The sequence below is a fragment of the Psychrobacter glacincola genome (assembly GCF_904846215.1).
Taxonomy (GTDB): Bacteria; Pseudomonadota; Gammaproteobacteria; order Pseudomonadales; family Moraxellaceae; genus Psychrobacter; species Psychrobacter glacincola.
In genome coordinates, this window is record NZ_CAJGZK010000014.1 from 21,258 (window position 1) to 46,006 (window position 24,749).

General features: G+C 43.4%; 24 protein-coding genes. 11 read left to right on the top strand and 13 right to left on the bottom strand.

The annotated features are described in order from the left end of the window. Positions 1–36 precede the first annotated feature (36 nt). The gene (locus JMW90_RS09040) at positions 37–864 is read right to left on the bottom strand and encodes an inositol monophosphatase family protein (RefSeq protein ID WP_201563384.1); all 828 of its coding nucleotides are present in this window, start codon (positions 862–864) and stop codon (positions 37–39) included. Positions 865–1,233: 369 nt separating this feature from the next. After that, the gene (gene dxs, locus JMW90_RS09045) at positions 1,234–3,303 is read right to left on the bottom strand and encodes a 1-deoxy-D-xylulose-5-phosphate synthase (protein ID WP_227691920.1); all 2,070 of its coding nucleotides are present in this window, start codon (positions 3,301–3,303) and stop codon (positions 1,234–1,236) included. A 567-nt stretch (positions 3,304–3,870) separates the two neighbouring features. Between dxs and ribA the strand changes: the two genes are divergently transcribed. From ribA to JMW90_RS09060, 3 genes are all read left to right on the top strand, one after another. Beyond that, the gene (gene ribA, locus JMW90_RS09050; RefSeq protein ID WP_201563386.1) at positions 3,871–4,563 is read left to right on the top strand and encodes a GTP cyclohydrolase II; all 693 of its coding nucleotides are present in this window, start codon (positions 3,871–3,873) and stop codon (positions 4,561–4,563) included. 18 nt (positions 4,564–4,581) lie between these two features. Continuing rightward, positions 4,582–5,589 (top strand): oxygen-dependent coproporphyrinogen oxidase, encoded by a 1,008-nt coding sequence (hemF, locus tag JMW90_RS09055; RefSeq protein ID WP_201563388.1) that lies wholly within the window; start codon positions 4,582–4,584, stop codon positions 5,587–5,589. Between the two features lie 441 nt (positions 5,590–6,030). Beyond that, positions 6,031–6,501 carry a c-type cytochrome gene (locus JMW90_RS09060; RefSeq protein ID WP_201563390.1) on the top strand — a complete coding sequence of 157 codons (471 nt, stop codon included), beginning with the start codon at positions 6,031–6,033 and terminating at the stop codon, positions 6,499–6,501. Between the two features lie 340 nt (positions 6,502–6,841). Here JMW90_RS09060 and JMW90_RS09065 read toward each other — a convergent pair whose 3' ends face one another. The 3 genes from JMW90_RS09065 to JMW90_RS09075 form a co-directional block, all read right to left on the bottom strand. Beyond that, a complete protein-coding gene (locus JMW90_RS09065) occupies positions 6,842–7,810 on the bottom strand; it encodes a mechanosensitive ion channel family protein (RefSeq protein ID WP_201563392.1) in 969 nt (322 codons plus the stop codon). A gap of 70 nt (positions 7,811–7,880) precedes the next feature. Next, positions 7,881–8,450, bottom strand: coding sequence for a lactoylglutathione lyase (gene gloA / locus JMW90_RS09070; protein WP_201563394.1), 570 nt, complete (start codon positions 8,448–8,450; stop codon positions 7,881–7,883). Between the two features lie 248 nt (positions 8,451–8,698). After that, positions 8,699–9,337: a carbonic anhydrase gene (locus JMW90_RS09075; protein ID WP_201563396.1), complete on the bottom strand. Its 639-nt coding sequence runs from the start codon at positions 9,335–9,337 to the stop codon at positions 8,699–8,701. A 692-nt stretch (positions 9,338–10,029) separates the two neighbouring features. Between JMW90_RS09075 and JMW90_RS09080 the strand changes: the two genes are divergently transcribed. After that, entirely contained in the window at positions 10,030–10,920 is an 891-nt protein-coding gene (locus tag JMW90_RS09080; RefSeq protein ID WP_201563398.1) for a LysR family transcriptional regulator, read from the top strand. 73 nt (positions 10,921–10,993) lie between these two features. On the opposite strand, the gene JMW90_RS09085 is transcribed toward JMW90_RS09080, so the two are convergent. The 4 genes from JMW90_RS09085 to JMW90_RS09100 all read right to left on the bottom strand — a co-directional run bounded on the left by JMW90_RS09085 (position 10,994) and on the right by JMW90_RS09100 (position 13,563). After that, positions 10,994–11,365 carry a CrcB family protein gene (locus JMW90_RS09085; protein WP_201563400.1) on the bottom strand — a complete coding sequence of 124 codons (372 nt, stop codon included), beginning with the start codon at positions 11,363–11,365 and terminating at the stop codon, positions 10,994–10,996. Positions 11,366–11,420: 55 nt separating this feature from the next. Further along, a complete protein-coding gene (gene tsaD, locus JMW90_RS09090) occupies positions 11,421–12,479 on the bottom strand; it encodes a tRNA (adenosine(37)-N6)-threonylcarbamoyltransferase complex transferase subunit TsaD (RefSeq protein ID WP_201563402.1) in 1,059 nt (352 codons plus the stop codon). A 139-nt stretch (positions 12,480–12,618) separates the two neighbouring features. Next, the gene (locus tag JMW90_RS09095) at positions 12,619–13,092 is read right to left on the bottom strand and encodes a c-type cytochrome (RefSeq protein ID WP_201563404.1); all 474 of its coding nucleotides are present in this window, start codon (positions 13,090–13,092) and stop codon (positions 12,619–12,621) included. A gap of 66 nt (positions 13,093–13,158) precedes the next feature. Beyond that, positions 13,159–13,563, bottom strand: a complete 405-nt coding sequence (locus JMW90_RS09100) for a hypothetical protein (protein ID WP_201563406.1) — start codon at positions 13,561–13,563, stop codon at positions 13,159–13,161. Between the two features lie 433 nt (positions 13,564–13,996). Here JMW90_RS09100 and rpsU point away from each other — a divergent pair, with 433 nt between their 5' ends. Further along, positions 13,997–14,212, top strand: coding sequence for a 30S ribosomal protein S21 (gene rpsU, locus JMW90_RS09105; protein WP_079690742.1), 216 nt, complete (start codon positions 13,997–13,999; stop codon positions 14,210–14,212). Positions 14,213–14,405: 193 nt separating this feature from the next. After that, complete coding sequence (locus JMW90_RS09110; protein ID WP_201563409.1) at positions 14,406–14,855, top strand: GatB/YqeY domain-containing protein; 450 nt, start codon at positions 14,406–14,408, stop codon at positions 14,853–14,855. A gap of 75 nt (positions 14,856–14,930) precedes the next feature. On the opposite strand, the gene JMW90_RS09115 is transcribed toward JMW90_RS09110, so the two are convergent. Continuing rightward, positions 14,931–16,616: a M48 family metalloprotease gene (locus tag JMW90_RS09115; RefSeq protein WP_227691921.1), complete on the bottom strand. Its 1,686-nt coding sequence runs from the start codon at positions 16,614–16,616 to the stop codon at positions 14,931–14,933. A 385-nt stretch (positions 16,617–17,001) separates the two neighbouring features. Between JMW90_RS09115 and JMW90_RS09120 the strand changes: the two genes are divergently transcribed. The 4 genes from JMW90_RS09120 to thiS all read left to right on the top strand — a co-directional run bounded on the left by JMW90_RS09120 (position 17,002) and on the right by thiS (position 19,458). Beyond that, entirely contained in the window at positions 17,002–17,469 is a 468-nt protein-coding gene (locus JMW90_RS09120) for a sulfurtransferase TusA family protein (protein WP_201563411.1), read from the top strand. A gap of 241 nt (positions 17,470–17,710) precedes the next feature. Beyond that, positions 17,711–18,574 carry an RNA polymerase sigma factor RpoH gene (gene rpoH / locus JMW90_RS09125; protein ID WP_201563476.1) on the top strand — a complete coding sequence of 288 codons (864 nt, stop codon included), beginning with the start codon at positions 17,711–17,713 and terminating at the stop codon, positions 18,572–18,574. Positions 18,575–18,644: 70 nt separating this feature from the next. After that, the gene (locus JMW90_RS09130) at positions 18,645–19,013 is read left to right on the top strand and encodes a DUF423 domain-containing protein (protein ID WP_201563413.1); all 369 of its coding nucleotides are present in this window, start codon (positions 18,645–18,647) and stop codon (positions 19,011–19,013) included. Between the two features lie 244 nt (positions 19,014–19,257). Further along, positions 19,258–19,458, top strand: coding sequence for a sulfur carrier protein ThiS (gene thiS, locus JMW90_RS09135; RefSeq protein WP_011512598.1), 201 nt, complete (start codon positions 19,258–19,260; stop codon positions 19,456–19,458). A gap of 306 nt (positions 19,459–19,764) precedes the next feature. On the opposite strand, the gene hpf is transcribed toward thiS, so the two are convergent. Together hpf and rpoN are read right to left on the bottom strand one after the other, a co-directional pair. Continuing rightward, positions 19,765–20,133 (bottom strand): ribosome hibernation-promoting factor, HPF/YfiA family, encoded by a 369-nt coding sequence (gene hpf, locus JMW90_RS09140; RefSeq protein ID WP_201563415.1) that lies wholly within the window; start codon positions 20,131–20,133, stop codon positions 19,765–19,767. 402 nt (positions 20,134–20,535) lie between these two features. Beyond that, entirely contained in the window at positions 20,536–22,188 is a 1,653-nt protein-coding gene (rpoN, locus tag JMW90_RS09145) for an RNA polymerase factor sigma-54 (RefSeq protein ID WP_201563417.1), read from the bottom strand. A 533-nt stretch (positions 22,189–22,721) separates the two neighbouring features. On the opposite strand from rpoN, the gene JMW90_RS09150 reads away from it, so the two are divergent. Next, on the top strand, positions 22,722–23,618 hold the full coding sequence (locus JMW90_RS09150; protein ID WP_201563419.1) for a carbon-nitrogen hydrolase family protein: 897 nt from the start codon (positions 22,722–22,724) through the stop codon (positions 23,616–23,618). 60 nt (positions 23,619–23,678) lie between these two features. On the opposite strand, the gene JMW90_RS09155 is transcribed toward JMW90_RS09150, so the two are convergent. Further along, on the bottom strand, positions 23,679–24,728 hold the full coding sequence (locus tag JMW90_RS09155; RefSeq protein WP_201563421.1) for a tyrosine recombinase XerC: 1,050 nt from the start codon (positions 24,726–24,728) through the stop codon (positions 23,679–23,681). Positions 24,729–24,749: the final 21 nt, after the last annotated feature.

Genomic DNA, 24,749 nt, shown 5'->3' on the forward strand with positions numbered 1-24,749 from the left:
CCTTTTTGTCATACCTAGCTATCTAAAAGGGTGCGATTAAAGCGCGTCGCCCCATGCTGGTACAACCACTTGCATTAAAGGTTTTAGCAGCTTTATATTACAGGCAAAGATAGAACCTGATGTCATCGAATTGTGTGCGCCAGTATGGTCAACGACCACGCCGCGTGCCTCGGTGACAATAAGCTCGCCTGCTGCGATATCCCAAGGCTTGATTGACATCTCAAAATAACCATCAAAACGACCAGCTGCCACATAACATAAATCAAGGGCTGCTGAGCCTAAACGGCGAATTTGACCGCCCGCTTCAGTGATTTTTTGTAGGCTTTCATAATGCTCTTTGGCATAAGAGATGATTTCACCATTGCGTTTACGCTCAAGAGGATGACCGGTCGTAAATAAGCCACCATCGATCGTTTTACGCTCACTGACGCTGATACGGCGTTGGTTTAAACGCGCACCTTTACCACGGCTAGCAGAAAACATCTCATCACGGACAGGATCATAGATGACACCATGTTGAGTGACGCCTTTATGCTGTACAGCGATAGAAACACAAAACTGCGGTACGCCATGGACGAAGTTTTTGGTGCCATCTAATGGGTCAATAATCCAGCACCAGTCAGCATCTTCGCCGCGACCTTCTTGCATACCAAACTCTTCACCCAAGTACGAGTGATTTGGATAGCTGGCTTTTAAGGTTTCAATCGTCAGCTCTTCGCTGAAGCGATCAATACGGGTAACCAGACCATCTAGTCCTTTTGACTCGATATCCAGCTCGATTTTATGACGGTTTTGATGCGCGTACAAAATCTCTTTACCGACTTTTTCAGCAGCACGCGCTGCGATGACGACCATGGGTTCCATAGAATAACCTGCTTGTTTGATGAATGGATATTATTAGATAACTATTAATTGATAAGCACCAATCGATAGATTCTGATTCTTGAAAGAGATATATCAATCAAGAAGTACTCATAACATAAAAACTTCTTATAAAATCAATGAAAAATAAAGCCACATAGCAAACCACCATATATGGTTGCTATCAGTCGCACCGCCCAAGTTGTCAAATAGTTCACACCTACGGCAAGCAGGCGATGTTTTGGCATAAAAATACATGCTTTATTTTTTGCACAGCTATTTTATCAATTTTTTACAGATTACGCTCATTTATTATTTTTATAATTTAGCAAACATTTCTTTAATCGTCTTTAAAATTTTGAACCACATCAGTTAAGATAATAATTGTTGAAGCTGTTTAACCACACCGTCTACATCCAAACCGCAATCCGTTAACTGTTCTGCTTGAGAGCCGTGCGCGATGAAGCGATCAGGAATACCTATATTACAGATAGCTGGGCGATGGAGTTTAAAGGCTGCCGATTCATTTAATAAGTATTCATTGACCGCGCTGCCTGCGCCGCCCATGATCATATGCTCTTCTAAAGTCGCTATATGGGTAATACCTTGCTCGACTAAAGTTTCAAGTAAATTAGTATCTAAAGGCTTAACCCAGCGCGCATTGACCACCTGCAGCTGACAGCTTGATGCGAATAAAGGGGATTTTGCAATCACTTCTGCGGCTTGCTGAGCGGTTTCGACCATGGTACCGAATGCCAATAATACCAATTTTTTGGGCGCATCATCTTGACCCAATACCGACTCTACGACCGCTTCACCAACGTTATAAATTTGCGCTGGCTGCGTAATAGTTGCACCAGTGCCGACACCGCGTGGGTAGCGCACTGCTGTACAACCTTGGTATTCATAACACGTATTGAGCAAATGATAGCATTCGTTTTCATCTTTTGGCGCTGCAATCAGCATATTGGGCACGCAGCGTAAAAAGGCAAAATCGAATACGCCCGCATGCGTGGCACCATCTTCACCAACCAAACCAGCACGGTCAATAGCAAACATCACATCAAGATTTTGTAGAGCAATATCATGTATCAGCTGATCATACCCGCGCTGTAAGAACGTCGAATAAATCGCCACAATTGGCTTCACGCCTTGCGTTGCCATGCCGCCTGCCAACGTCACTGCGTGTTGCTCAGCAATCGCCACGTCAAAGAAACGCTCTGGAAACTCATAAGCAAACTCAATCATCCCTGAGCCTTCTTCCATCGCTGGGGTAATGGCGAGCAGCTTATTGTCCTGTGCCGCTTTGTCACATAAAAATTGCCCAAACACTTGCGAGTATTTTAAAGAAGGCTTATTGGCCACTGTACTGTCTTTTGCAGCTTTAAGCTTACTACTTTCCAAAAGCTGGCTGCCTTCCAAAGGTAAGCTGCTAATAGCATGATAGCCTACTGGATCTAATTCAGCAGGCGCAAAGCCTTTACCTTTCGTGGTATAAATATGGACTAAAACCGGACCTTTAACCTGCTTGGCAAGCGACAAAACACGTAGCAGCTCAGGAATATTATGACCATCAAAAGGACCGAAATAGGTAAAGCCAATCGCTTTGAATAGATTGTCTTCTAATTGCGGTACATCACGCTGCTCTTTATGACGTTTACGTCGATCAAAGGCTTGCATATCAGGGCGCTGACATAATATCGGCTCGCCTGCATCAGAGATATCAACCTGATATCCTGACTCCCAAAGCATCGCTAAATGCCGCGAGAATCCACCAATCGAGCACGAAATCGACATGTCATTGTCATTTAAAATCACCATCAAATCAGCGTCTTGTTGCACCGCATCATTCATCGCTTCAAACGCCATACCACCTGTCATCGCACCATCGCCGATAATACAAGCAACCGTTTGCGCACGCCCTTGATAGCGTAGCGCCAAGCTCATGCCCAGACCTGCTGAGATGGACGTCGATGAATGACCAACGCCAAAGGTATCATAGACAGATTCGGCACGTTCTGGAAAAGCGGTCAAGCCAGTTTTAGAGCGGATAGTGCCCAACTGGTCGCGGCGACCCGTCAGTACTTTGTGCGCATAAGCTTGATGACCCACATCCCAAACGATCTGATCTTGCGGGGTATCTAGCAAATAATGTAACGCAACGGTCAATTCAATCACGCCTAAATTGGCACCGAAATGACCGCCGCTTTGACCCGCTGAATACAATACAAACAGCCTTAGCTCATCGACTAAAGTAATCAGCTCAGCACTGCTAAAAGTCTTGAGATCAGCTGGGCTATCTACTCTATCAAGCAATGGCGTATATGGACGCTCACGTGGAATTACTGCATACGTTTGTTGCAGGTTTGATAGCGGTACAGCAGAATCAACAGCTGACGCAGATAATGACTGAGACTGTGGGGAATGAGGTGACTGCTGCATAAAACGTACGATACCTACCAATCTGCTGACAAGATGCTACCTTAGACGATATCTAGCAATAGCGATAGTCTAAGTGGCGTTAATAATAGTGACGCCATCATTTTTATCATTGCTAATGCAATGGATGGCATCGACTATACAATTAGTGATACAGCTTTTATCGCTGCAAGTAACCCAATATACGCTATTTGATATGAGACAATAACGCTTAATAATAACCGTAAAGACTGCTCTAACAGCTGGCTCAAAGGTCATAATCATGGCTATTATGCCTCATTATTTTGCATCAATATCGGACGTTAGTGACGACATAGTAATGTAAGGGCAAAGACTTGTCACTGTATCCGTTAAAATAGTATGGCATAATAGCATTTATTTTTAATTGTCGCTTCAATCATCGTGCGTCGTCTGTGAACTTTGTGTGTTTTTATAATTTGTGGGTCTTTATAATAAATATAATTAGCATACTATTACTCTGCACACCCGCTACCCTACAATAACTTAGCTATTATAATAAAGCTATGTCAGACAGTTAGCGTCACGATGATCAGCTTATGCAGGGCATTAATGTCATATCAATTTATTACTAGCGCCAAATTGCCTACTCGTCACGGCGAGTTTGATATTCATATCTTTGAAAATGATGAGGGTCAAGAGCATGTGATGCTGACTGTTGGTCTGCCTGTGGTGGATCAAACGGATATTGCAGGCAGCATACCCTCGACTCACAGCCTCTCAAATCAACAAGATAATGCTTTATCAGAACGCCCTATTCCTTTGATACGGATTCATTCTGAGTGCTTGACCGGTGACGCTTTTAGCTCCCTAAAATGTGATTGCGGTCCACAGCTGAATACTGCTATGCAGGCGATACAAGAAACCGGATGCGGGGCTATTTTATATCTACGCCAAGAAGGGCGCGGTATAGGTCTAACCAATAAAATCCGTGCTTACGCCTTACAAGATCAAGGTCACGACACTTTAGATGCCAATCTTATGTTAGGACTACCTGCTGATGCACGCATTTATGATATGTGCGGACCGATGCTTGCTTATGTTGGCGTTGATGCGGTGCGCCTTATCACCAACAATCCCAGTAAAGTTGCTTACTTAAACGAGCATGGTATCGATGTCGTTGAGCGTGTGCCATTGGTGGTTGGGGTCAACGATATGAATGCTGAATATCTAGCAACCAAGCGCGATCGTATGGGTCATCTATTAGATACAGATTTTAATACCGCCTTACACCTTAACAAATAGCAAATAATCAGATATTTTATGAGTATCCCAAATATAGACAACGATATCAATGTGTCAGCGACCGAGGCAACAACACCAAGTCATGGTGATATTATGCGCGTGCGTGAATTTCTAGTCGACTTACAAGCGCGTATCTGTCAGGCACTAGAAGCACAAGAGCGCGATGGCTGCGCTGATGATCATAAGGCCGCTACCTTTGTTCCTGATGATTGGGAGCGACCGGAAGGCGGCGGTGGTCGCTCATGTGTGTTGGCAGATGGTGAGGTGATTGAAAAAGCTGGCGTCATGTTTAGTCATATTCATGTCCATAATCTACCTGCTTCAGCAACCGCCCGCCACCCTGATATTGCCGGTCGTAAAGCGCAAGCAATGGGTGTGTCACTGGTTGTCCATCCAAAAAACCCTAACGTCCCAACCAGCCATGCCAATGTGCGCTTATTTATTGCCGAAGCAGAAGGCAAAGAACCTATTTGGTGGTTTGGTGGTGGGTTTGATTTGACGCCGTTTTATCCGGTGCTTGCTGACTGCGTCCATTGGCATCAGGTTTGTCATGATCTCTGCGCCCCTTTTGGTGATAGCGTCTATCCCGACTTTAAGCAATGGTGCGATGAGTATTTTCATTTGCGTCACCGCGATGAGCAGCGCGGTATTGGCGGCTTGTTTTATGATGATGTGAATACGGAAAGTCGAGGCTGGGATTTCGAAACTTGCTTTAACTTTATGCAAGCAGTGGGCAACGGCTATCTCGATGGTATTTTGCCAATCTTTGAAGCTCGTAAAAATGCGCCCTATACCGAAGCAGAGCGTGAATTTCAGCTCTATCGCCGTGGTCGCTACGTCGAATACAATCTTGTTTATGACCGCGGAACGCTATTTGGTTTACAAAGTAACGGACGTATCGAATCCATCCTAGTCAGCATGCCGCCGCTTGCCAGCTGGCATTATCGCTTTGAGCCTACTGAGGGCACAGCTGAATTTGAATTGACTGATTTTTACTTAAAACCCCGTAATTGGTTGACTCTATAATTTGTGTACCTATAATAAAGGTTAAAGCATCTGTTAAGTTGTTTTTAGAAAACGTAAATAAGGTCAGCTGCGATAGCTGACCTTATTTGTATAAGAAATAATCATTATTGCCACCTCAGATATAATTGTGATCTAAAACCATATTAACGACTACTTAGATAATTCTTACAATCACAAATTATCTAAAAGTAAATACATTTCCAAAAAACAATATAGTTGATCCATTTTTAAAAGAGTACAGCACTGCTGGGGTTAATTATTCGTAGCCTCTGTCTGCTAGCTACAGCAAGCAAGAAAAATTAATCCCAGCAGTGCTTTATAACATTTGTACATCTTTTATTTGGGACTCACTATACGTAAATTTTTATAATAATATTAGGGCTGTTGAACATTCACAAATAGGCACGCCTACTACTAGCCAATTTTACAGGAGTAACTTACATGGCACAGATTCATCCCAACAGATCATTGAAGTCTATCTTTGGTATCACATTGATGGCAGCAACTTTAGGGCTAACGGCTTGTAGTACGCCAGTTGACCCTGATGTCAAAGCCCGTCAGGACATCATGAAAAACTTCGGTGATGCGATGAAGGTCATGGGCGGCATGGCAAAAGAGCCGGATACCTTTGATGCTGACGTTTTTAAAGAGCAGGCGGCATTTTTAGCAGAAGAGTCTAAAAATCCTTGGAGTCATTTTAATAATAAAGACGCAGCTGGCAATGCCAAAGAAGCGGTTTGGTCAAATGTTGCTGGCTTTAAAACTGAGGCAGAGAGTTTTCAAAAAGCCACTGCTGAGCTAAACGCTGCTGCACAGACAGCCACCAGCATCGACGATGCGATGCCAGCTTTTAAAGCTGTTGGTGACAGCTGTAAATCATGCCACACGGATTTCCAAGTCAAAAAAGACTAGGGCGTGTTAGACATTCGACCAAACCATTGGTTATGATTTTATAAACAGACCACAAAAAAACCCGCCCTATGATAAGGCGGGTTTTTTGTTATTAGCTTGCCATTGATTGTCAAATGGACTAATAAATTGTTAAATAGAGCAGATTAACCCAGTATTTCAAACTGTATAGTCAGGGAAAAGTAATATCGATACATCAAGTACTGCTGATATTAATTTTTCTTGCTTACTGTGCCTACGCAGACAGAGGCTGCAAAAAATTTATACCAGCAGTACTGTAGCGTTTTTGAGATATTTTAACTATACCTCTTATTGATTGATGCTTTTTATTGATTGAAACTTTTTATTGAGTGACACTTTCTTGCTCATTGAGTTTATTCACAATGGCTTTGACCGATGGATCACTCAAGTCGATAGTACGTACTGGGAACGGCATATCAATACCTGCCTTGTCTAAAGCCGTTTTTATCTCAATGAGTACTTGATCTATAGAGCTGACTTTATTAGCTTGAGTCCCATCATCAATGAACCAGCGCACGACCAAATCAATGGTGGAGTCACCCAAATTGACGGCAATGACAGTAGGTGAGGCTTGCTTAGATACGCTATCAGCTCGATCTAAAGCCTGCATAATCTCAGATTTTGCTTCAGCGATATCATCGGCGTAACCGATACCGACTGCAAGCTGCAAGCGGCGCTGTTTATAAGCAGTATTGACAGTCAGGGCTGAGGTATACAGATCTGAGTTTGGAATGACCACTTGCCGACCATCATAAGTCTTGATGGTAGTCGCACGGATTTTGATGTCTTCAACCGTCCCTTCATACTCCCCTGAAACAATCTGATCGCCAATACGAAACGGCTCTGAAAGTAGCAGCAAAATACCAGATAGTAAGTTTTGAAAAATATCTTTAAAGGCGAAACCAATGGCGACTGAACCGATACCGAGCGCACCAATCAGCTTGGCAGGAGTAAAACCTGGCACCGCAACGACCATGGCAATCATAAAGCCAATAAATATAATCAGTGCCCCACCCACCCGCTGAAAGACTTTGACCAAATTCTGGTGTCGATTGCGACTACCTAGAAATTTGTAGACGACTTTTTTGAAGACAATCGATAGAAACCAAAAAATCAGAATAACGACAATTGACGCCACAAAGTACGGGATACGCTCAACAAAACCAATAAATATTCCATTCGCCGAATCAATGATACTTTGATAAGTCAGCACATCAGTCGTTGGCGCAGAATTAGCAGAATTAATAGTCGATGGATTCACAGTCGTCGTGTCAGCCTCAGGGCTAGGCATGTAGGGGTCACTCCTTAAATGATTAAATTTTTTGCTTCATTAGCACTTATATTTTTCAAATGTCTAAAATCTAGCGCATCAAATCTGCTTGTACGATTTCAATCCAATAGCCATCAACGTCTTTGATAAAGGCAATATTTTTCATACTACCCTCTTCTGGACGCTTTTTAAATTCGACGTTGTTTTTATCAAACCAAGCAACGGCTTCCTCTAAACTCGGTACGCTAAAACAAATATGACCAAAGCCTTGTGGTTCGCCATTACCGTCGTGATAGCTAAAGTCAGCCTTTGTCTCAGTTCCATAGTTATGCGTTAATTCTAAAATACCGCGTTGACGAAATGCGAAGATTTCTAAGTCGTCACCAGCTGGCAGATTGTCACGCTCGCTCTCAGTCAGCTTGGCTAAAAAGTACAAATCAAAACCCATGGCTGGGAATTTTTTGACTGCCAGTAATGTCATACCTAAAACGCCAGTATAAAACTTTAAAGACTTCACAGGATCTTTGACGCGTAGCATCGTATGGTTAAAAGTATAACCTGTCGTTTGCGCTGAGATAGGCTGTACACCATCCGTCTTTACGCTGCTTTCAGGTTGTTCTTGTAATGCATGGTTATTATTAAAAGTATCATTATTACTCATGGTTATTCCTATGTTTAAATATTTTTAATCGCTAATATAGTCAGTGAAAAGTAATATCGACACATTATGTACTACGGGTATCAATTTTTCTTGCTTGCTGTGCCTACGCAGACAGAGGCTGCAAAAAATTTATACCCGCAGCACCGTAGCGTTTTTAGAGTATTTTGACTATAGATTAAACCGTCATACTGATAATGCTCAGTTTCTACAGGATACTATTAAATATCTAGAAACTAAGTATCTAAAAACTAAGCATCTAGAAACCGCACTTTTCCTGTTTCTAAGTTGTACTCTGCACCAACGATTAACAGCTGACCACTATTAGTTAAGTCCTCTAAGGCACGCGAGCCATGCTTGAGCTGACTGACCGACATACGCACGTTGGCACGTATAGAGCGGTCAACCAGTTCGTCTGCATCCACATCTTGTCCATTGGCGGTCGCAAGTTCGTGCAGGTTATAGACACTTGGACGGATACGGTCGACGATAGATTGCAGATTGGGCGAATAGTTTTGTTCAGGATTGATTAATGCTTCAACACAAGCGGTGACAGCGCCGCAGTGCGAATGTCCTAGCACCACGACCAGTTTAGTATCGAACTTTTCGGCAGCAAATTCGACCGAGCCAATTTGTGAAGGGGCAACCACGTTACCTGCCACTCGTATGACAAACAAATCACCCAGTCCTTGATCAAATACAATCTCGACTGGCACCCGTGCATCCGAGCAACCCAAAATAATCGCCAAAGGATCTTGATCCTTGACTAATTCTGGACGCTTTTGCATACAGGGGTCGGTATTGGTCAAGCTGTCTACATAGCGTATATTGCCTTGCTTAAGAAGCTCCAGTGCTTCCTGACCTGTTTTAGGGCGTGTGTCGTTAGGCATAATAAATCCTTGATCATTTAACTGGTTAACATAGTAAATGCTCTATGACCATCCTGTCATAGAGTCTAATTCTTCGCTATCGTTTGGCGCTTTAAGCAAACCTCTCTTAAATCCTGACATCTGCAAATCACGTTGTCTTTATCATACGTAAACCAATTGTATAGGAATAAAGTCAAAAAAATGGTAAAAATTATTTAATTTAAGGCCCGATACTTGGCCTATTTAACAAAGCGTAAACTTATCTTTAACCGCCCTTCCAAGATAACTATAGTCCGTTCAAAATAAAAGCGATACGATTGCGATAACGTGCTATTGGCTATAATTTTTCTTGCTTGCTGCTGGCATGCGTGACAGAGGCTGCAAAAAATTTATAGCCAATAGCACTGTATCGTTTTTAAAATGAATCGACTATATAGGGCTCAACCAATAACGAACTTGCGCTGACTTATAGCGAAGGCTTGTTGTAATAGCTTGCTATCATAATCGGTACACTGACGGCACTGGCTTTAAACTGTTATAATTTTCGCGGTAAAGGTTTATTAAATGGGCTACTATTTGTGCTGATGATGTCGCCTGAGATTGTCTTAGCGCTATCGCTCTAACAAGAATTGCATATCAATAGAACTCGTGTGATTCTTATCTTATATCTGCTATACACTTTTTATTTTTAACTTCGGTGGTTAGATTATTTTATGTTAGAGCTTCGTCATCTTAATACCTTAACTGCGCTACGAGCGCACGGCTCATTGGCCGCTGCTGCCGATGAGCTCCATGTGACTGCTTCTGCCGTCTCGCATCAGTTAAAAGAATTAGAGAATTATTACGACATCAGTTTGGTCAATCGTCGCACGCGTCCGCTGACCTTTACGCCCGCTGGCAAAATGGTATTGGCGCTTGCTGATAGCATCATGCCACAAGTTGCTCGCACCAAAGCCAACTTAAAGCGCCTCGCTCACGGTCAGGCAGGCAGACTGCGTTTGGCGTCTGAATGTCATAGTTGCTTCGATTGGTTGATGCCGATTCTCAATCATTATCGCCGCGAGTGGTCAGATGTTGAGCTGGATTTTGCCACGGGTTTTGAGCCTGAACCGCATCATTTATTGATAGAAGGGGATATCGACCTACTCATTACCACCAGCAATTTGCCGATAGAAGGTATTAGCTATCAGCCCTTATTTGAGTATGAGAGTCGTTTGGTACTGTCGCCCACTCACGATTTGGCAGAGCAGCATTTTGTGCGTCCTGAGGACTTGGTTGAGCAAACCTTGATTGCTTACCCAGTAGAAGCTAAACGTCTCGATATCATTGCCAATTTTATGGCGCCAGAGCAGGTCAGCTTCAAAAGCATCCGTACTACTGAACTAACGGCTATGCTCATACAGTTAGTAGCGAGCGAACGCGGTGTAGCAGCACTCCCCGACTGGGTAGTTGCCGAATATGAGAAAAAAGGCTGGGTAGTATCGCGCCCATTAGGGGATGGTGTCTACTGTCAACTCTATGCTGCAACGCGTACATTGAGTCAAGATACCGCTTATATGCAGGGGTTTGCCAGCTTATTAGAAGGGATTGTAAAACCTGTATAGAGGTAATTTTTACTAAAAAAAAGAGCCGTACTAAAAGTTAATACGGCTCTTTTTTATCAATGCATTTTGGTTATTACAAAATCAGCTTAAAGAAATAAAACCCAAGCGCAGTTGCTACTAGCGTCAATCCCACATGCAAACCCACCAACCCTAAAGCTGCCAGTAGCCGCCCATGATGGATAAAGGTAAATACTTCAGCGCTAAAGGTACTAAAAGTCGTCAAACCACCCAAAAAACCCGTAATGACAAACAGTCGGACATTATCAGACAGACCACTGCCGATCCGCTCAAACCATACCAGTGCCAGTCCTATCAACAATCCACCCAATACATTGGCGCCAAGTGTCCCAAGAGGTATCCAGTGGTGCAGCGGATTGAAACGCGCCATCCAACCTCGCAAGCACGCGCCAAAGGCAGCCCCCAATCCAATAGCCAGCCACTGCATAAATCATCCTTAATCAAGTAGAGGTTAACAGAGATACTCTCTCATAAAATAGTGCTTAAACTGCAGGCAGATCAGTCATTGGCCAACGCGGTACACAGGTGACAGCCAAATCATCGGACTGCCCTGCTTGCAAACGCTCATAACCGGCATAAGCAATCATTGCACCATTATCAGTACATAAAGCAGGCGGTGCATAATATACAGTCGCATTGATTTTAGCCAGTTGACGTTCGAGAGTGTCACGTAGATGGCTATTGGCACTGACACCGCCTGCTATTACCAAGCGGCTCATATTGACTTGCTTAAGCGCTTTGACACATTTTTTCACCAAGGTATCAACCACAGCATGCTGAAAACTGGCGGCAATATCAGCACGGACTTGCGGGTCGCTATCAGAACTATTTCCTGAACCGCCTGAGCCATCGGTATCTTTGATGAGGTTATGTACTGCTGTTTTCATACCGCTAAAAGAAAAGTCCAAACCGCGATGTAACATTGGTCTAGGCAGACTATAAGCATTCGGATTGCCATTTTCCGCTAATTTAGCGATATTTGGACCACCAGGGTATGGCAGACCGAGCATTTTTGCCGCTTTATCAAAGCACTCACCTGCCGCATCATCGATGGACTCGCCGAGGATGTCATATTGACCAATACCGTGTGCGGCAATCAACAACGTATGTCCACCAGAAACCAGTAACGATACAAACGGAAACGCCGGTGGATTGGGACCCATCAGTGGTGCCAATAAATGCCCTTCCATATGATGAACACCAATCGCTGGAATATCTAACCCATAAGCCAAGCTACGACCAAATAAGGCTCCCGTCATCAGCGCGCCAATAAGCCCCGGACCCTTGGTATAGGCGATCGCATCAATCTCGTTTTTGCTGATATTACATTGCGCTAATAGCTCATCAAACAGCGGCACCAGCTTACGAATATGATCACGACTGGCAAGCTCAGGCACCACACCACCATAAAGGGCATGCAGCTCTATTTGTGAATACAGCACTTGCCCAAGCAGACCTTTGTTCTCGCTATTTATCTGTTCGCTATCGAAAATCGCCAGACCAGTCTCATCACAAGAGGTTTCTAAACCCAATACTTTCATCTATCTGCCTTTATTTTTTACGGTACATGACTTCTTAGTTAGCTTAACGCTCAAAAGGTCGCTCTGTGTCATTGAAACAAAAGACCGCCACTGTAAGCTTACAATGGCGGTCAGTTCAACAAATTTCAATCAATAACATTTAGCTAGCCGCAGCAACCATGTAATCAACAGCAGCATGAACTTGCGCTTCACTGACCTCTGTACTGGCTTGCGCTGGCATTTTATTAAAGCCTTTGGCAGAGTGCATGTGTAGCGTATCGATACCTTTGGCAATTCGCGGTGCCCACGCTTCTTTGTCGCCAAATACTGGCGCGGCTAACAATCCTTTTTCATGACAAACCTTACACTGTTTTTCATACAGTGTAGCGCCCGCATCAGCAGCCTCTACTACTGGCTCTTCAGTAGATTCTGCCTCAACGATAGGCTCGGCTTCAGCAGGCGCTTCAGGCTCTACAACGACAGCTTCAGTCTCATTAACCGCTGCAGGCTCGTCAGCAGCCGTATTGTCACCGCCGCTACATGCGCTAAGTGTCAATAACGCACTAAGACTCAATCCTGACAATACCAACTTAACAACCAATTTTTTCTTCATTGCAGATCGTTTCACAGTCATGGCTATTTCCTCGTCTATAGATGGTTAATGACATCACTTATTATTGATGGCTACCTTTAAACACAATTAATTTGTGGCTGGTTCAGCGTCAGTAGCAGCCGTATCCATCGCTGGCATTGCAGCCGCATCTGTCGCTGGCATTGCGGCAGTAGCAGTATCAGCGCTTGCAGTCGCATCGGCTTCTGTTCCCTCTCCGGCAACGGCACCTTCCTCAGTGCTCATCGTAGCGTCTGCTGCCGTGTCAACTGCTGGCATTGGTGCTGTTTCTGGGAAATCGATCTTTTCTGCTTCAGGTGCGTTCTTGCGAGCAAGCACTGCTGCCTCATCGACACGATCAACAGCCAAGACGACGTGACCGGACTCTTCGCCTTCTTTTTCACTACTACAAGCACTCAGACTGACACCCATAGTAAGCGCCAATGTCGACCATAATGCCATACTTACTACTGATTTTTTTATTCCAGTTTTCATCAAAAACCCTCAATATAATTGCTATAAAAGCGTTGTCGCGCCTGATTATTTTATTTAATAACAGACTGCACTTATCATAACATAGACTGCATATCAGCCGTTATTACCAAACTATGGCTTTATCCAACATTCAATGACTATCTATTTAAAAACACTATCTATTTAAAAAGACTGTCCATAAATAATAACACTTATATCAGGTTAAATCAGTCATTAAACTGACTATAAGCCGTTAAAGCGAGCCCTTTATGTAAAATAGGTACGCTAAAGCCTTTGACTTTACTGATATTTTTTATTAAAATAAGCACCCTTGTGCTATTGCGCAAGACTATCCTAGTTTGAGCTGATGCCAGTAATCTTGAGATATTACGGCTAAATACTAACATACAGCCAAACTAATGCCTTTATATCTCATCCTAATCAAGGAGTCTTCATGCCTGCAGTTAAGGTTAAAGAAAACGAACCAGTTGATATCGCTATCCGTCGTTTTAAACGTGCTTGTGAAAAAGCTGGCGTATTGTCAGATGTACGTAAGCGTGAATTTTATGAAAAACCAACGCAAGTACGCAAGCGCAAAGCAGCAGCTGCCGTAAAGCGTTATAAAAAGAAATTACAACGCGAAACTATTCGTACCACTCGTATGTACTAATCGATCATTCGATTAGCTAAGTACCAGCGCTACACGAACGCCACTGTTATCCAATGATATCAGTGGCGTTTTTTATGCTACAATTTTTATTATTATTGCTACTCCCTAATTCAAGGCTTTCTATTATAAAGCTTGTGATGATTAGCAGATTTTTACATAACCTTTTTATCTATACTCATAAGGAATAATAACAATGAGCCAAATCAAACAAACATTGACTGATACTATCATCGTCTCTATGAAAGCACGGGAGATTGAACGGGTTAAAGTATTGCGTAACGTACAAGCGGTTATCAAACAAATTGAGATTGACCGTCAGACAGAGCTTGATGATGCTGAAGTGTTGGAGATATTACAAAAACAGCTCAAACAGCGTCATGAGTCATTGACTATTTTTACCGAAAATGGTCGTGATGATTTGGCGACCAAAGAGCAGTTTGAGATTGATATTATCAATGAATATATGCCAAAACAGATGGATGATGCTGAGATTACCGCTTTGGTTAACGCAGAAATTGCCGAACAAGGTGCGACGTCAATGCGTGATATGGGTAGCGTGATGGGTATACTGAAAACGAAAACCGCGGGTCGTGCTGACCCTGCGCTAATCTCAAAGCTCGTTAAAGACGTGCTACAAGGTTAATCGCGACAGCATGTTTATAAAATGAGCGCTATTTTTTATATCGCGTTTTATAGCAGTCAGTTATCAAATAACCGCCTAAGGCTTAAAGTCTTTGGCGGTTTTTACCGCTTTAATTTCGGCATTAATATTGGCAAGCAGTGGACGAGCGCTATTGGCTTGATTGGTGTTTTGCAAATTTTCTGTCAATTTTTTGGCTTGCGTTAAAGAAGTCAACGCACGCTCGTAACTTCCACTCCATAGTTGGTCATGACTGCGATAACGCAGCGCATTAATAGTAGCGATACTTTTCAGCGCTGCAGAATCGGTGGTCTTTGCCAGTTTTTCATTGGCCAATTGCAAACTTTGCCACGCATAACGGTCGCTTGGCTGCTGCTCAGTTAATGGCTTGAGTAAGGCTTGCGCTTGGGTTGGCTGATTGCTATTGGTCAAGGCTTCCGCTAAATATAGACGTAAATCACGGCGCTCAGGATAGAGCTGCTGCTGACTCGCCAACACTTCAGCAGCTTGTTGCCATTTATTTTGTTCCGTCAAAATCTGGCTTTGGGTAATGGACAATAAAGGCTCGAGTACTTGGCGCTTTGCTATTGGTAATGCAGACAGCTCAACAAATACATTGTCTGCTTCTTTAAAGCGCTGCTGCTCCCCATACCAATACATCAGGGCAAGCTTTGCGCCGACGCTGTTGTTTGCCGCCGCCGTTAATGTGGTCTCAGAAGCATGCTTTCCGGTACTTTGTACGCGCCAATACAGCAAATCAAACAAGGCTTGATGGCGCTGCTGTTGATTTAACGGCAGTGTATTATAACGCTGCGCACGGCTTTGAGATTCACTCAAGCGCTCATTACTCAGTGGATGAGAGCGGATAAAGCTGGGCAAAAACTGATTGGCCGTTTGGTTCATCTGACTTTTTTGATTCATAGTCGCAAAGAATCGCGGCATCGCGCGTGGGTCATAACCAGCTTGGTTCATGATTTGCATGCCAACCCGATCAGCATCACGCTCATTATTACGACTAAACGCCATGCTACTATTCATCGTAGCGGTTTGGCTACCCATCATGACTGCTGCTGCCGCATCACCATCGACGGTAGAGGCTGCGATCGCGGCCAGCATGCCACCTATTTGTATCAGCAAGGCTTTCTTGCGCTCATCAGCGCCACTTTCATAATGACGTTGACTAATATGTGCAACCTCATGAGCCACAACGCTTGCCAGCTCATCCATACTGTTTGCTGCCAATATAGTTCCAGTATTAAGACCAAACACGCCGCCTGGTGCCGCAAAAGCATTGATACTTGGGTTATCAATAATGACCAAACCGAGCGGTGCTTGCTGACGCGCTTGGGCATTGAGCCGCCACGTCAGCTCTTTGACCGTTTCTTGAATCCAAGGATCATGCTCTATCTTTACGCGACCATTGATGTTTCTTAATGACCATTCACCAAGCAATTTATTTTGATATTGCTCATCAAAGCTCAACCCTTGTCCGCGTAAACTGGGCAAACTTAGCTCTTCTGTGTTAGTGGTTTGCCATGAATCATAGCTCAAGGGCACAGCTTGGCTCTTGCTATAGGCAGCGCTTGTACAGGCTAATAGTATCGTTGACAGCGCTAATTTTAGCGCAAGTGTTGACGACAGATGGCGATTGACCCGTTTAGAGAATGACCCTGCCTGTATGCCTGCATAGTGAGCAATAGCACATTTATCCTGTGCATTTATCAGCGGCTTATCAAGCATTGATTGTCTTTTAGAATAATCCAAGTGCGTACCTTATATACATAATCATAACGTGCTTTGACTATACGAGCTTGTCTATTGAAGGTCAATTATCGTCTGCCTGTCGCTACCAATAACTCCGTAGGGCGTCACTATTGCGCAACATGATTATATGAACCTATAGGGTAAGTCTGATATAAAAATATAAAGCTCCATACTACTCAGTTGTTCTGATTGATCAAACGCGGTGATGACTATATTCAACTGCAATTGAATGCAGACAATTTGCTATAATAATTGCTGATAAAACCGTCGGCGTCGCAACATAATCGCTGTGTCATATTCAGATAGTACTATCCATAAATATTGTAATTCTAAGCATTAGACTGAAACGCTAGGTTTAATGATAAGCACGTTAAAGGTTTATTTTATGTCTGCTGATAGCCCATCCATCATGATACGAGCGTCTTATCCGATATGTCTGGCAAAGACTTTGTCTGAGAGCGAGCAGCACTCACTAAGGCAACTCCTAGACTTATTACCGGCAGATAACATCAACTTAAAAGATGAAATGGATTTGAGTAAACCGGCACTCATTATCAAAAACATGGTCGATGGCCGTGGACTTGCCTGCCCGATGCCACTGTTAAAAACCAAAGTGGCTTTACGCAGTGTCGTCGCTGGTGAGTCATTATATGTGGTGGCAACGGACCCAAATTCTCAAGCTGACATCATGGCTTTTTGTCAGCAAAGCATACAAACAGATGCCGCAAGCTCACTATCGCTTATCATAAATCAAGCCAGCGTATCAGACAAAAAAGCGGCAAGCCACCAGCAATCTAAACATTCTGTTGATACAATATATCACTTCATCATTACCAAAACTGATAGCAACTAAGCGTCGCTATCCTTTACAATTACAACTATAAAGATTTTTATCTGACTGTTTGCTTATCTATTTAACCAAGGTCAAGAATATGGCTAATACCACTACTAACGCTGCAAATACCCGTAAAAAAGACAGCGCTGCTCCTGAAATAAACGAAGCGCGCGATGCGGCACTAAAAGCGGCGGCTGAGCGTCCGCCTTATGATGCCAGTGCGTTTGAAGACACTAGTACGCGCGACTTGGTACCGGCTATGCCAACACATCTGTCCGCGCCTGGAGTGAATTTGGGTGCTTATATTAATACCGTCCATCAAATCCCTATCTTGACGCCAACGCAAGAGCAAGAGCTTGCCCATCGCTACTATGATGAAGGCGATGTGGAAGCGGCGCGTCTTTTAGTCATGTCGCATTTACGTTTTGTGATTCATATCGCCCGTAGCTATTCAGGTTATGGACTGCCGCAAGCAGATTTGATCCAAGAAGGCAATTTGGGGTTGATGAAGGCGGTAAAGCGTTTTGATCCTAATAAAGGTGTACGCTTGGTTTCGTTTGCGGTGCATTGGATTAAAGCGGAGATTCATGAATTTGTCATTCGTAACTGGCGTATTGTAAAAGTTGCCACGACCAAAGCGCATCGCAAACTGTTCTTTAACTTACGCAGTCTCAAAAAGACCAATAACCAATTGACGCTTGAAGAAGCCGATGCGATTGCCAATGACTTAAACGTCACTCGTAAGCAAGTGCTTGAAATGGAGTCGCGTCTGACTTCTTATGATGCGTCATTTGAGGCGCAGTCAAGCGATGATGATGATGGACGCTACGCACCGCAGTTATTTTTAGAAGATGGCATTGACCCCGCCGAGATTGTTGAAGAATCTGACTGGGAAGAAAATAACTCATCAGCCTTGATTGCAGCAATGGAAACCTTGGATGATCGCTCGCGTGACATTGTCGAGCAGCGCTGGTTATCTGAGCAAAAGTCAACGTTGCATGAGTTGGCCGCGGTCTACTCTATCTCTGCAGAACGCGTACGCCAAATTGAAAAAAATGCCATGGATAAAATCCGTGAAGCGATGACGATTAATAGCGTGATTTTGCCTGATGACATTCAATAAGCTGTCTGTTAATCAGACGAAAGTATTTTTCTGGTAGCGCTTCAGTTCACTCCACAATACGAGTACAACCATGTTCAATTGGATAAGTATCGCGGCGATCAATATGGCTATTGCCGTTGCTTTGGGCGCGTTTGGCGCGCATGGTCTCAAAGGCATGGTCAGCACGCAGCAGCTAGAATGGTGGCAGACGGCAACCCTATATTGGTTTGTTCATTCGCTTGGGTTACTACTGGTTGGTATCCTTATTCGCCTGAATTATGCAACCCAAACCGTTGCATGGTTATTACAAATTGGGGTCATTATTTTTGCGGGTAGCTTATATGCCATGACACTTGGCGCGCCACGTTGGTTCGGCGCGATTACCCCTGTTGGCGGCGTACTGATGATTGTGGGTTGGTTATGGCTTGCAGTATCCTCAGCACGCTTAACAAATAGCTGATACATGCATTTAAATAAAAATCTTTGATTTAATCAGTCATTCAGGCACGGTTAATAGTAAAAATAAAATATAGTCAGGGAAAAGTAATATCGATACATCAAGTACTGCTGATATTAATTTTTCTTGCTTGCTGTGTCTACGCAGACAGAGGCTGCAAAAAATTTATACCAGCAGCACTGTAGCGTTTTTGAGATATTTTAACTATAGTTACATAGGAATTTTGGATTATTAGGGAGCACAGTTTATGAGTAATATCAGTGTCAATGGTAAGAAGTTACAGACGACTCATCAAACGGTACAATTGGTCGTTAATGAGCTTGGGCTTAGTAACGGTCGTTATGCGGTGGAAGTCGACGGTGAGCTGATTCCTAAAAGTGAGCTTGATAAGCTACATATTGTCGAAGGCATGACTATTGAAGTAGTACAGGCGGTAGGCGGTGGCTAAGATTTTCTAGCAATTAAAATAGAAAGTCAGTTTTGAGACATAGCACTTTAGAAAATCACACTTTAAAACCTAACGTTTACAACACTTCCTTTTTAAATTTATTATAAAAAAGACCTCAAACGAATGATCGTTGAGGTCTTTTTTAGTTAGTGCCTTAGGCTTACTTTAGATTTGCTGATTTGCTCGTTTTTAAGTATGTCATGTATTCAAGTTACTTATGAATACAGTTCGATTTAATAACCCTGCTATTTGTATGTTTATTCTTAAGCTAAGCATATTAAACTTTTATGACACAGCAAACTGTCACTAAACTGCAGGCTCTGCTTCAGCCGGCATCAAATCTTCATAGCGTCCATCACGCCCAGCACCCTGAGTCTTCTTACTCTCCATTTTTGTTTTATACTTGCGTACTTGTCTATCAAGTTTGTCTGCCATCTCATTTATGGCTTTATACATATCATCATCAAGAGCTTGGACGAACATCTCTTTACCCGAGACTCGCATGATAGCTTCAGCCTTATGGCTCTTTTTAGCACCACTGTTATCTAGCGATAGAATCACTTGAATGCTTTGAATCTGATCAAAGTGACGCTCTACTTTTTCAAGTTTTTCGCGAACTGCGGTGTCCATGGCATCGGTAATACTGATATGGTGACCACTGATAGAAACATTCATATTATTGCCCTCTTATTAGTACTTGCAATCAACAGATGAGGTCGCATTGCTGCTCTTATCACCCTGCCTTACCACAAAAAAATCCTGTGTCTTAATCCTCAACGCCTTTGATAGCAGTGCTTTTAATAAAATATCGACATATTCTTTTATTGTCTTTTTTATCTTATCCTTAATAACTGTCTACATAAATTCGCTAAATCGACACTTAGATTTTGTTGTTGGTATGACTCTAATTTGTCATGAAAACCTGCTAGTAGCAAGGCTATATATTGTAAGCAAATGTAATAAAATCGGTTGTTTCCTCATTGTTTCTATATAATCAAAAAATTTTATTTTTTATGTTTGCTATAAAAAATTTTGATTGTTAGTTACCTCTATAGATAACTTATTGAATTCAGAGCATTAATATTTTTGTTTGCGCTGAGTAGATGAGCCAATATTCATTGCTTCACGATATTTGGCAACCGTTCTTCTGGCAATATCGATACCTTCTGCTAACAAACACTCTTTTATCTTACTATCAGACAATGGCTTTTGGGGCTCTTCATCAGCGATAAGCTGCTTAATCATCGCGCTGATAGCAGTTGATGAGATATCACCATCGCTGCTACTAACATGTGATGAAAAGAAATGCTTGAGCGAAAACAGTCCTTGCGGTGTCAAAATGGTCTTGCTAGTGGTCAGGCGCGAGACCGTTGATTCATGTAAATCGACCTCGTCTGCAATCACCTTTAAAATAAGCGGTTGCATGGCAGTGGCACCGTACTGCAAAAACGCTTGCTGATAGCGCACGATGCTTGTCGCCACCTTTAAAAGATTCTGATTACGCTCTTCGATACTGCGAATAAACAAGCGCGCATCGGTGAGATTTTCACGCAGATATTGATTATCAGGGCTATTATCACCGCGCTTAACAAGGTTGGCATAGTCTTGATTGACCCGTAGTTTTGACAAGGTTTCAGGGTTTAGACGTACCTGCCAACCATCTTCTTGGGTAGATGTGTTGGTGTTTTGATGAGCATCATGGCGACGGATAGGCGTTACCAGTACATCAGGGATATCATAGCTATCGGGCGACTGAACATAATCAGGTTGGCGACTTTGAAACAGCAATCCTGGTGAAGGATTTAAAGTACGCAACAGCGTAAGTGCAGGGGTAATCTCCTGTGCGGCAAGTCCTGTTCGCTCAGTTAAGGCTTTGATATTATTGCTGACCAAATACTCACTGGCAGACAAGAGCGCTTGGGCTTGTTTTAAATATGGTGTGTCAATGTCGAGCTTAGATAGCTGAATCGCTAGGCATTCACTTAGGTTTCGCGCACCAACGCCTAGCGGGTCACAAGATTGAATCATACGCAGTACTGCCATCACCTCATCCTGTTCAACACGCTCATCCCACTGATAAAAACTTGCAATGGTATCAAAGCTTTGTAGCAACTCCTCAATATCGAGCCGTACAAAACCCATATCGTCCATAGAATCCATCAGATACTCAGCGATAAGTGTGTCTGTCTCTGAGAGATGCTTAAAATTCAGCTGCCAGCGCACATGGTCTTGAATCGTCGCATTGGTACTGCCTTGATAGCTATCAAAATCATCAACATCTGGACGTGCTGATGTGCTGCCTAAACCAGTACTGGCTGTGTTAAAACCGTCAAAGTCCTCCAGCGTATAACTGTCAATGGCATCCGTATCAAAACTGTCTTGCTGCAATTTATCTAAACTATCACTAATAAGGCTGTCGCTGATACTGTCGTCATAGTCAAAGCCCTCTTCATTATTATCAGAAGATGATGCATCAGAAGCTGTATTTTGGTTCCAGCTGTCTAGTGTTAATGGCTCGCCAAACTCATCTAATGCTTCTTTACCTGTACTTTCATACTCATCTTCATCGTCTTCAATGCGCTCTAGTAGCGGATTACTGTCCAGCTTCGCTTGAACCTCCTGCGCAAGCTCAAGACTAGAGAGCTGCAGCAATTTAATGGCTTGCTGCATTTGCGGGGTCAGTTTTTGTGAGATGCTTAGCGTGGTCGCCAATCCGAACGACATACTCATGGGCAGCTTATTACACTCCAGTCTTAGTGATATTGTATATGTGATGCTGATTAAGGAGCGGTTTACCCTTAACAGGACATGACGATAGCATTTTTTACGGCAATTTTGCTATGATAATTTATGCCCTGGTCAGATAAGTGATTTACAAACCGCTGTCCATAGCTGTCTAATCGCTTTTAAAGCATCTTTTAATAAAAATTCATACCTGATCATATAGTTAAAATATCTCAAAAACGCTACAGTGCTGCTGATATAAATTTTTTGCAGCCTCTGTCTGCGTAGGCACAGCAAGCAAGAAAAATGAATATCAGCAGTACTTGATGTATCGATATTACTTTTCCCTGACTATAGTTGCATAAAATGATTTGCGGAGTAAGCTGCAAATAAACCACTAATAACCACAAACCTAAAAATGCTTTATAAGAAATATACAATACTATAGTCAGTCCTAAATAAAAGAAATACAAATATTATAAAGCACTGCTGTACCCTTTTAAAAGTGGATCAACACTAACAATACTGAGAAGCCCGCTATGAATGAACCTATCAATAACACACAGCTGACCGTTGCTGCTATCCAAATGAATAGCCAGCAAAGCATTGAAGACAATCTAGCGGATATAAAAGCCGCTATTATCGATGCCCGTACACAAGGCGCGCAGCTTGTCGTACTACCAGAGAACTGCTGTAGCATGGGTAGACAGTTTGCGACAGCAGAACGCTTTGATGCGCTGTCAGCGACGATAGCGGAGTATGCACGTACATATGGTATATATGTGCTAGCGGGCTCTCTGCCCTGCCCATATCGCCCTGACGGTATGATTGTGCCTGACGGTAGATTGCGCCAAGTAAGCCTATTGTTTGCGCCGGATGGTACACAAGTGGCGCGCTATGACAAGATTCACTTATTCACCGCGACGGTCGCGGACAAACAAGGCAGTTATAACGAAGCGGCGACGTTTGAGCCGGGTACGCAGACGGTCGTGACAGCGCTCGATATAGAGGGTGCCGTTTATCAGCTCGGTATGATGGTATGCTTTGATCTGCGTTTTCCTGCATTGGCGCAGCGCCTGCGTCAAGCAGGCGCAGAACTATTAAGTGCGCCGTCTGCTTTTACGTATCTGACCGGACAAGCCCACTGGTCGCTCTTACTGCAAGCGCGCGCTTTGGACAGCCAATGTATGGTGATTGGTGCGGCACAAGGCGGCGAGCATGCCTATAAAGACGGTCAGACACGCCAGACATGGGGGCATACGACGATTACAGCTTATGATGGAACCGTAATCAGCAGCTACGATGATAGCGAATTAAACCACCCTTTGAATAAAGACCATAAAAATTATGCCATCGTGATGGCGACATTAGAGAGACAAGCGCAAAATCAGGGACGACAAAAGATGCCTATCTTTGATTGTCATCGTTTGGCGTAAAGTTATTTTTATACAAGCGTTCTTGATAAAAGCTATTTATGATAAAAGACACTTTTAAAATTAAATAGTTGAATCGCTGTTTTTGGGTGCGTGAATGGCTCGAGGATGGGCGCGGTCATAAACTTGGGTCAATTTCACAAAATCGACATGGGTATAAATTTGCGTGGTACTGATATCGCTATGCCCAAGCATCTCTTGTACAGCACGCAAGTCGCCACTGCCAGATAACATATGTGACGCAAAGCAATGGCGCAGCAGATGCGGATACATGTTTTGAGCAATACCAGCACGAGTAGCAGCAACTTTAAGACGCTGTTGCACGGCCCGTGTTGATAAACGCGTACCCAGTTTTTCACTAATAAATAACGCGCTATCCATCTGCTCTACCCACAGATTGCGATGCGGTAAATAACAGCGAATGGCGTCAGCCGCTTTTATCCCTAAAGGTACTAGACGTGTCTTATTCCCTTTACCGGTCACGCGTACCCGCAAATCAGCCAAGTCTACATCTACTATATCCAGCGCGACTAGCTCGCCGACACGTAAACCACTGCTATAAAGCAATTCAAACATCGCCTTATCACGTAGCCATAATCGCGCTTGTTCGGGTGTATCGGGGATTTCTTGATCGAGCAATTGTGTCAATAAATCCACATCTGCGATAGAGGGTAATGGTCTAGGGCTGCGCTTAAGCTGATAGCCTGTGGTTGGATTAATACGTGCCAAATCCTCTTCTATCAGCCAGCCATAAAAATGACGAATGGCTGATAGCTCTTGCTGAACGCTGGCAAGGGCTAGCTTGTCTTCATCAAGGCGTTGGCTGATATGCTGTGCTAGTTGGCGTTTATCACAGCGCGTCCACGTCAAGCGTTTACCGCGCAGAAACAGCGCCAGTTGATTCAGTCCTGCAAAATAGGCCGTCAATGTATGCGGCGAGTGATTGCGCGCAGACAAGACATTTAGCCAACGATGCACAGGGGCTAATAATTCACATAACGCGCTATCAGCTTCTATGGTGATTGCCAATCCTGCTGATAGCCATGACGGTGAAGCGGATTTTTTATCAGATTGTGCGTCTGTCGCTCGAGCGTTTTTATAAGACATCACCATATTGGAAGCAACCCCGTTACC

Coding starts and splice junctions, on each gene's coding strand:
- JMW90_RS09040 (WP_201563384.1), bottom strand. CDS start 864: ATGGAACCCATGGTCGTCATCGCAGCGCGTGCTGCTGAAAAAGTCGGT.
- dxs (WP_227691920.1), bottom strand. CDS start 3,303: ATGCAGCAGTCACCTCATTCCCCACAGTCTCAGTCATTATCTGCGTCA.
- ribA (WP_201563386.1), top strand. CDS start 3,871: ATGTCATATCAATTTATTACTAGCGCCAAATTGCCTACTCGTCACGGC.
- hemF (WP_201563388.1), top strand. CDS start 4,582: ATGAGTATCCCAAATATAGACAACGATATCAATGTGTCAGCGACCGAG.
- JMW90_RS09060 (WP_201563390.1), top strand. CDS start 6,031: ATGGCACAGATTCATCCCAACAGATCATTGAAGTCTATCTTTGGTATC.
- JMW90_RS09065 (WP_201563392.1), bottom strand. CDS start 7,810: ATGCCTAGCCCTGAGGCTGACACGACGACTGTGAATCCATCGACTATT.
- gloA (WP_201563394.1), bottom strand. CDS start 8,450: ATGAGTAATAATGATACTTTTAATAATAACCATGCATTACAAGAACAA.
- JMW90_RS09075 (WP_201563396.1), bottom strand. CDS start 9,337: ATGCCTAACGACACACGCCCTAAAACAGGTCAGGAAGCACTGGAGCTT.
- JMW90_RS09080 (WP_201563398.1), top strand. CDS start 10,030: ATGTTAGAGCTTCGTCATCTTAATACCTTAACTGCGCTACGAGCGCAC.
- JMW90_RS09085 (WP_201563400.1), bottom strand. CDS start 11,365: ATGCAGTGGCTGGCTATTGGATTGGGGGCTGCCTTTGGCGCGTGCTTG.
- tsaD (WP_201563402.1), bottom strand. CDS start 12,479: ATGAAAGTATTGGGTTTAGAAACCTCTTGTGATGAGACTGGTCTGGCG.
- JMW90_RS09095 (WP_201563404.1), bottom strand. CDS start 13,092: ATGACTGTGAAACGATCTGCAATGAAGAAAAAATTGGTTGTTAAGTTG.
- JMW90_RS09100 (WP_201563406.1), bottom strand. CDS start 13,563: ATGAAAACTGGAATAAAAAAATCAGTAGTAAGTATGGCATTATGGTCG.
- rpsU (WP_079690742.1), top strand. CDS start 13,997: ATGCCTGCAGTTAAGGTTAAAGAAAACGAACCAGTTGATATCGCTATC.
- JMW90_RS09110 (WP_201563409.1), top strand. CDS start 14,406: ATGAGCCAAATCAAACAAACATTGACTGATACTATCATCGTCTCTATG.
- JMW90_RS09120 (WP_201563411.1), top strand. CDS start 17,002: ATGTCTGCTGATAGCCCATCCATCATGATACGAGCGTCTTATCCGATA.
- rpoH (WP_201563476.1), top strand. CDS start 17,711: ATGCCAACACATCTGTCCGCGCCTGGAGTGAATTTGGGTGCTTATATT.
- JMW90_RS09130 (WP_201563413.1), top strand. CDS start 18,645: ATGTTCAATTGGATAAGTATCGCGGCGATCAATATGGCTATTGCCGTT.
- thiS (WP_011512598.1), top strand. CDS start 19,258: ATGAGTAATATCAGTGTCAATGGTAAGAAGTTACAGACGACTCATCAA.
- hpf (WP_201563415.1), bottom strand. CDS start 20,133: ATGAATGTTTCTATCAGTGGTCACCATATCAGTATTACCGATGCCATG.
- rpoN (WP_201563417.1), bottom strand. CDS start 22,188: ATGAGTATGTCGTTCGGATTGGCGACCACGCTAAGCATCTCACAAAAA.
- JMW90_RS09150 (WP_201563419.1), top strand. CDS start 22,722: ATGAATGAACCTATCAATAACACACAGCTGACCGTTGCTGCTATCCAA.
- JMW90_RS09155 (WP_201563421.1), bottom strand. CDS start 24,728: ATGGTGATGTCTTATAAAAACGCTCGAGCGACAGACGCACAATCTGAT.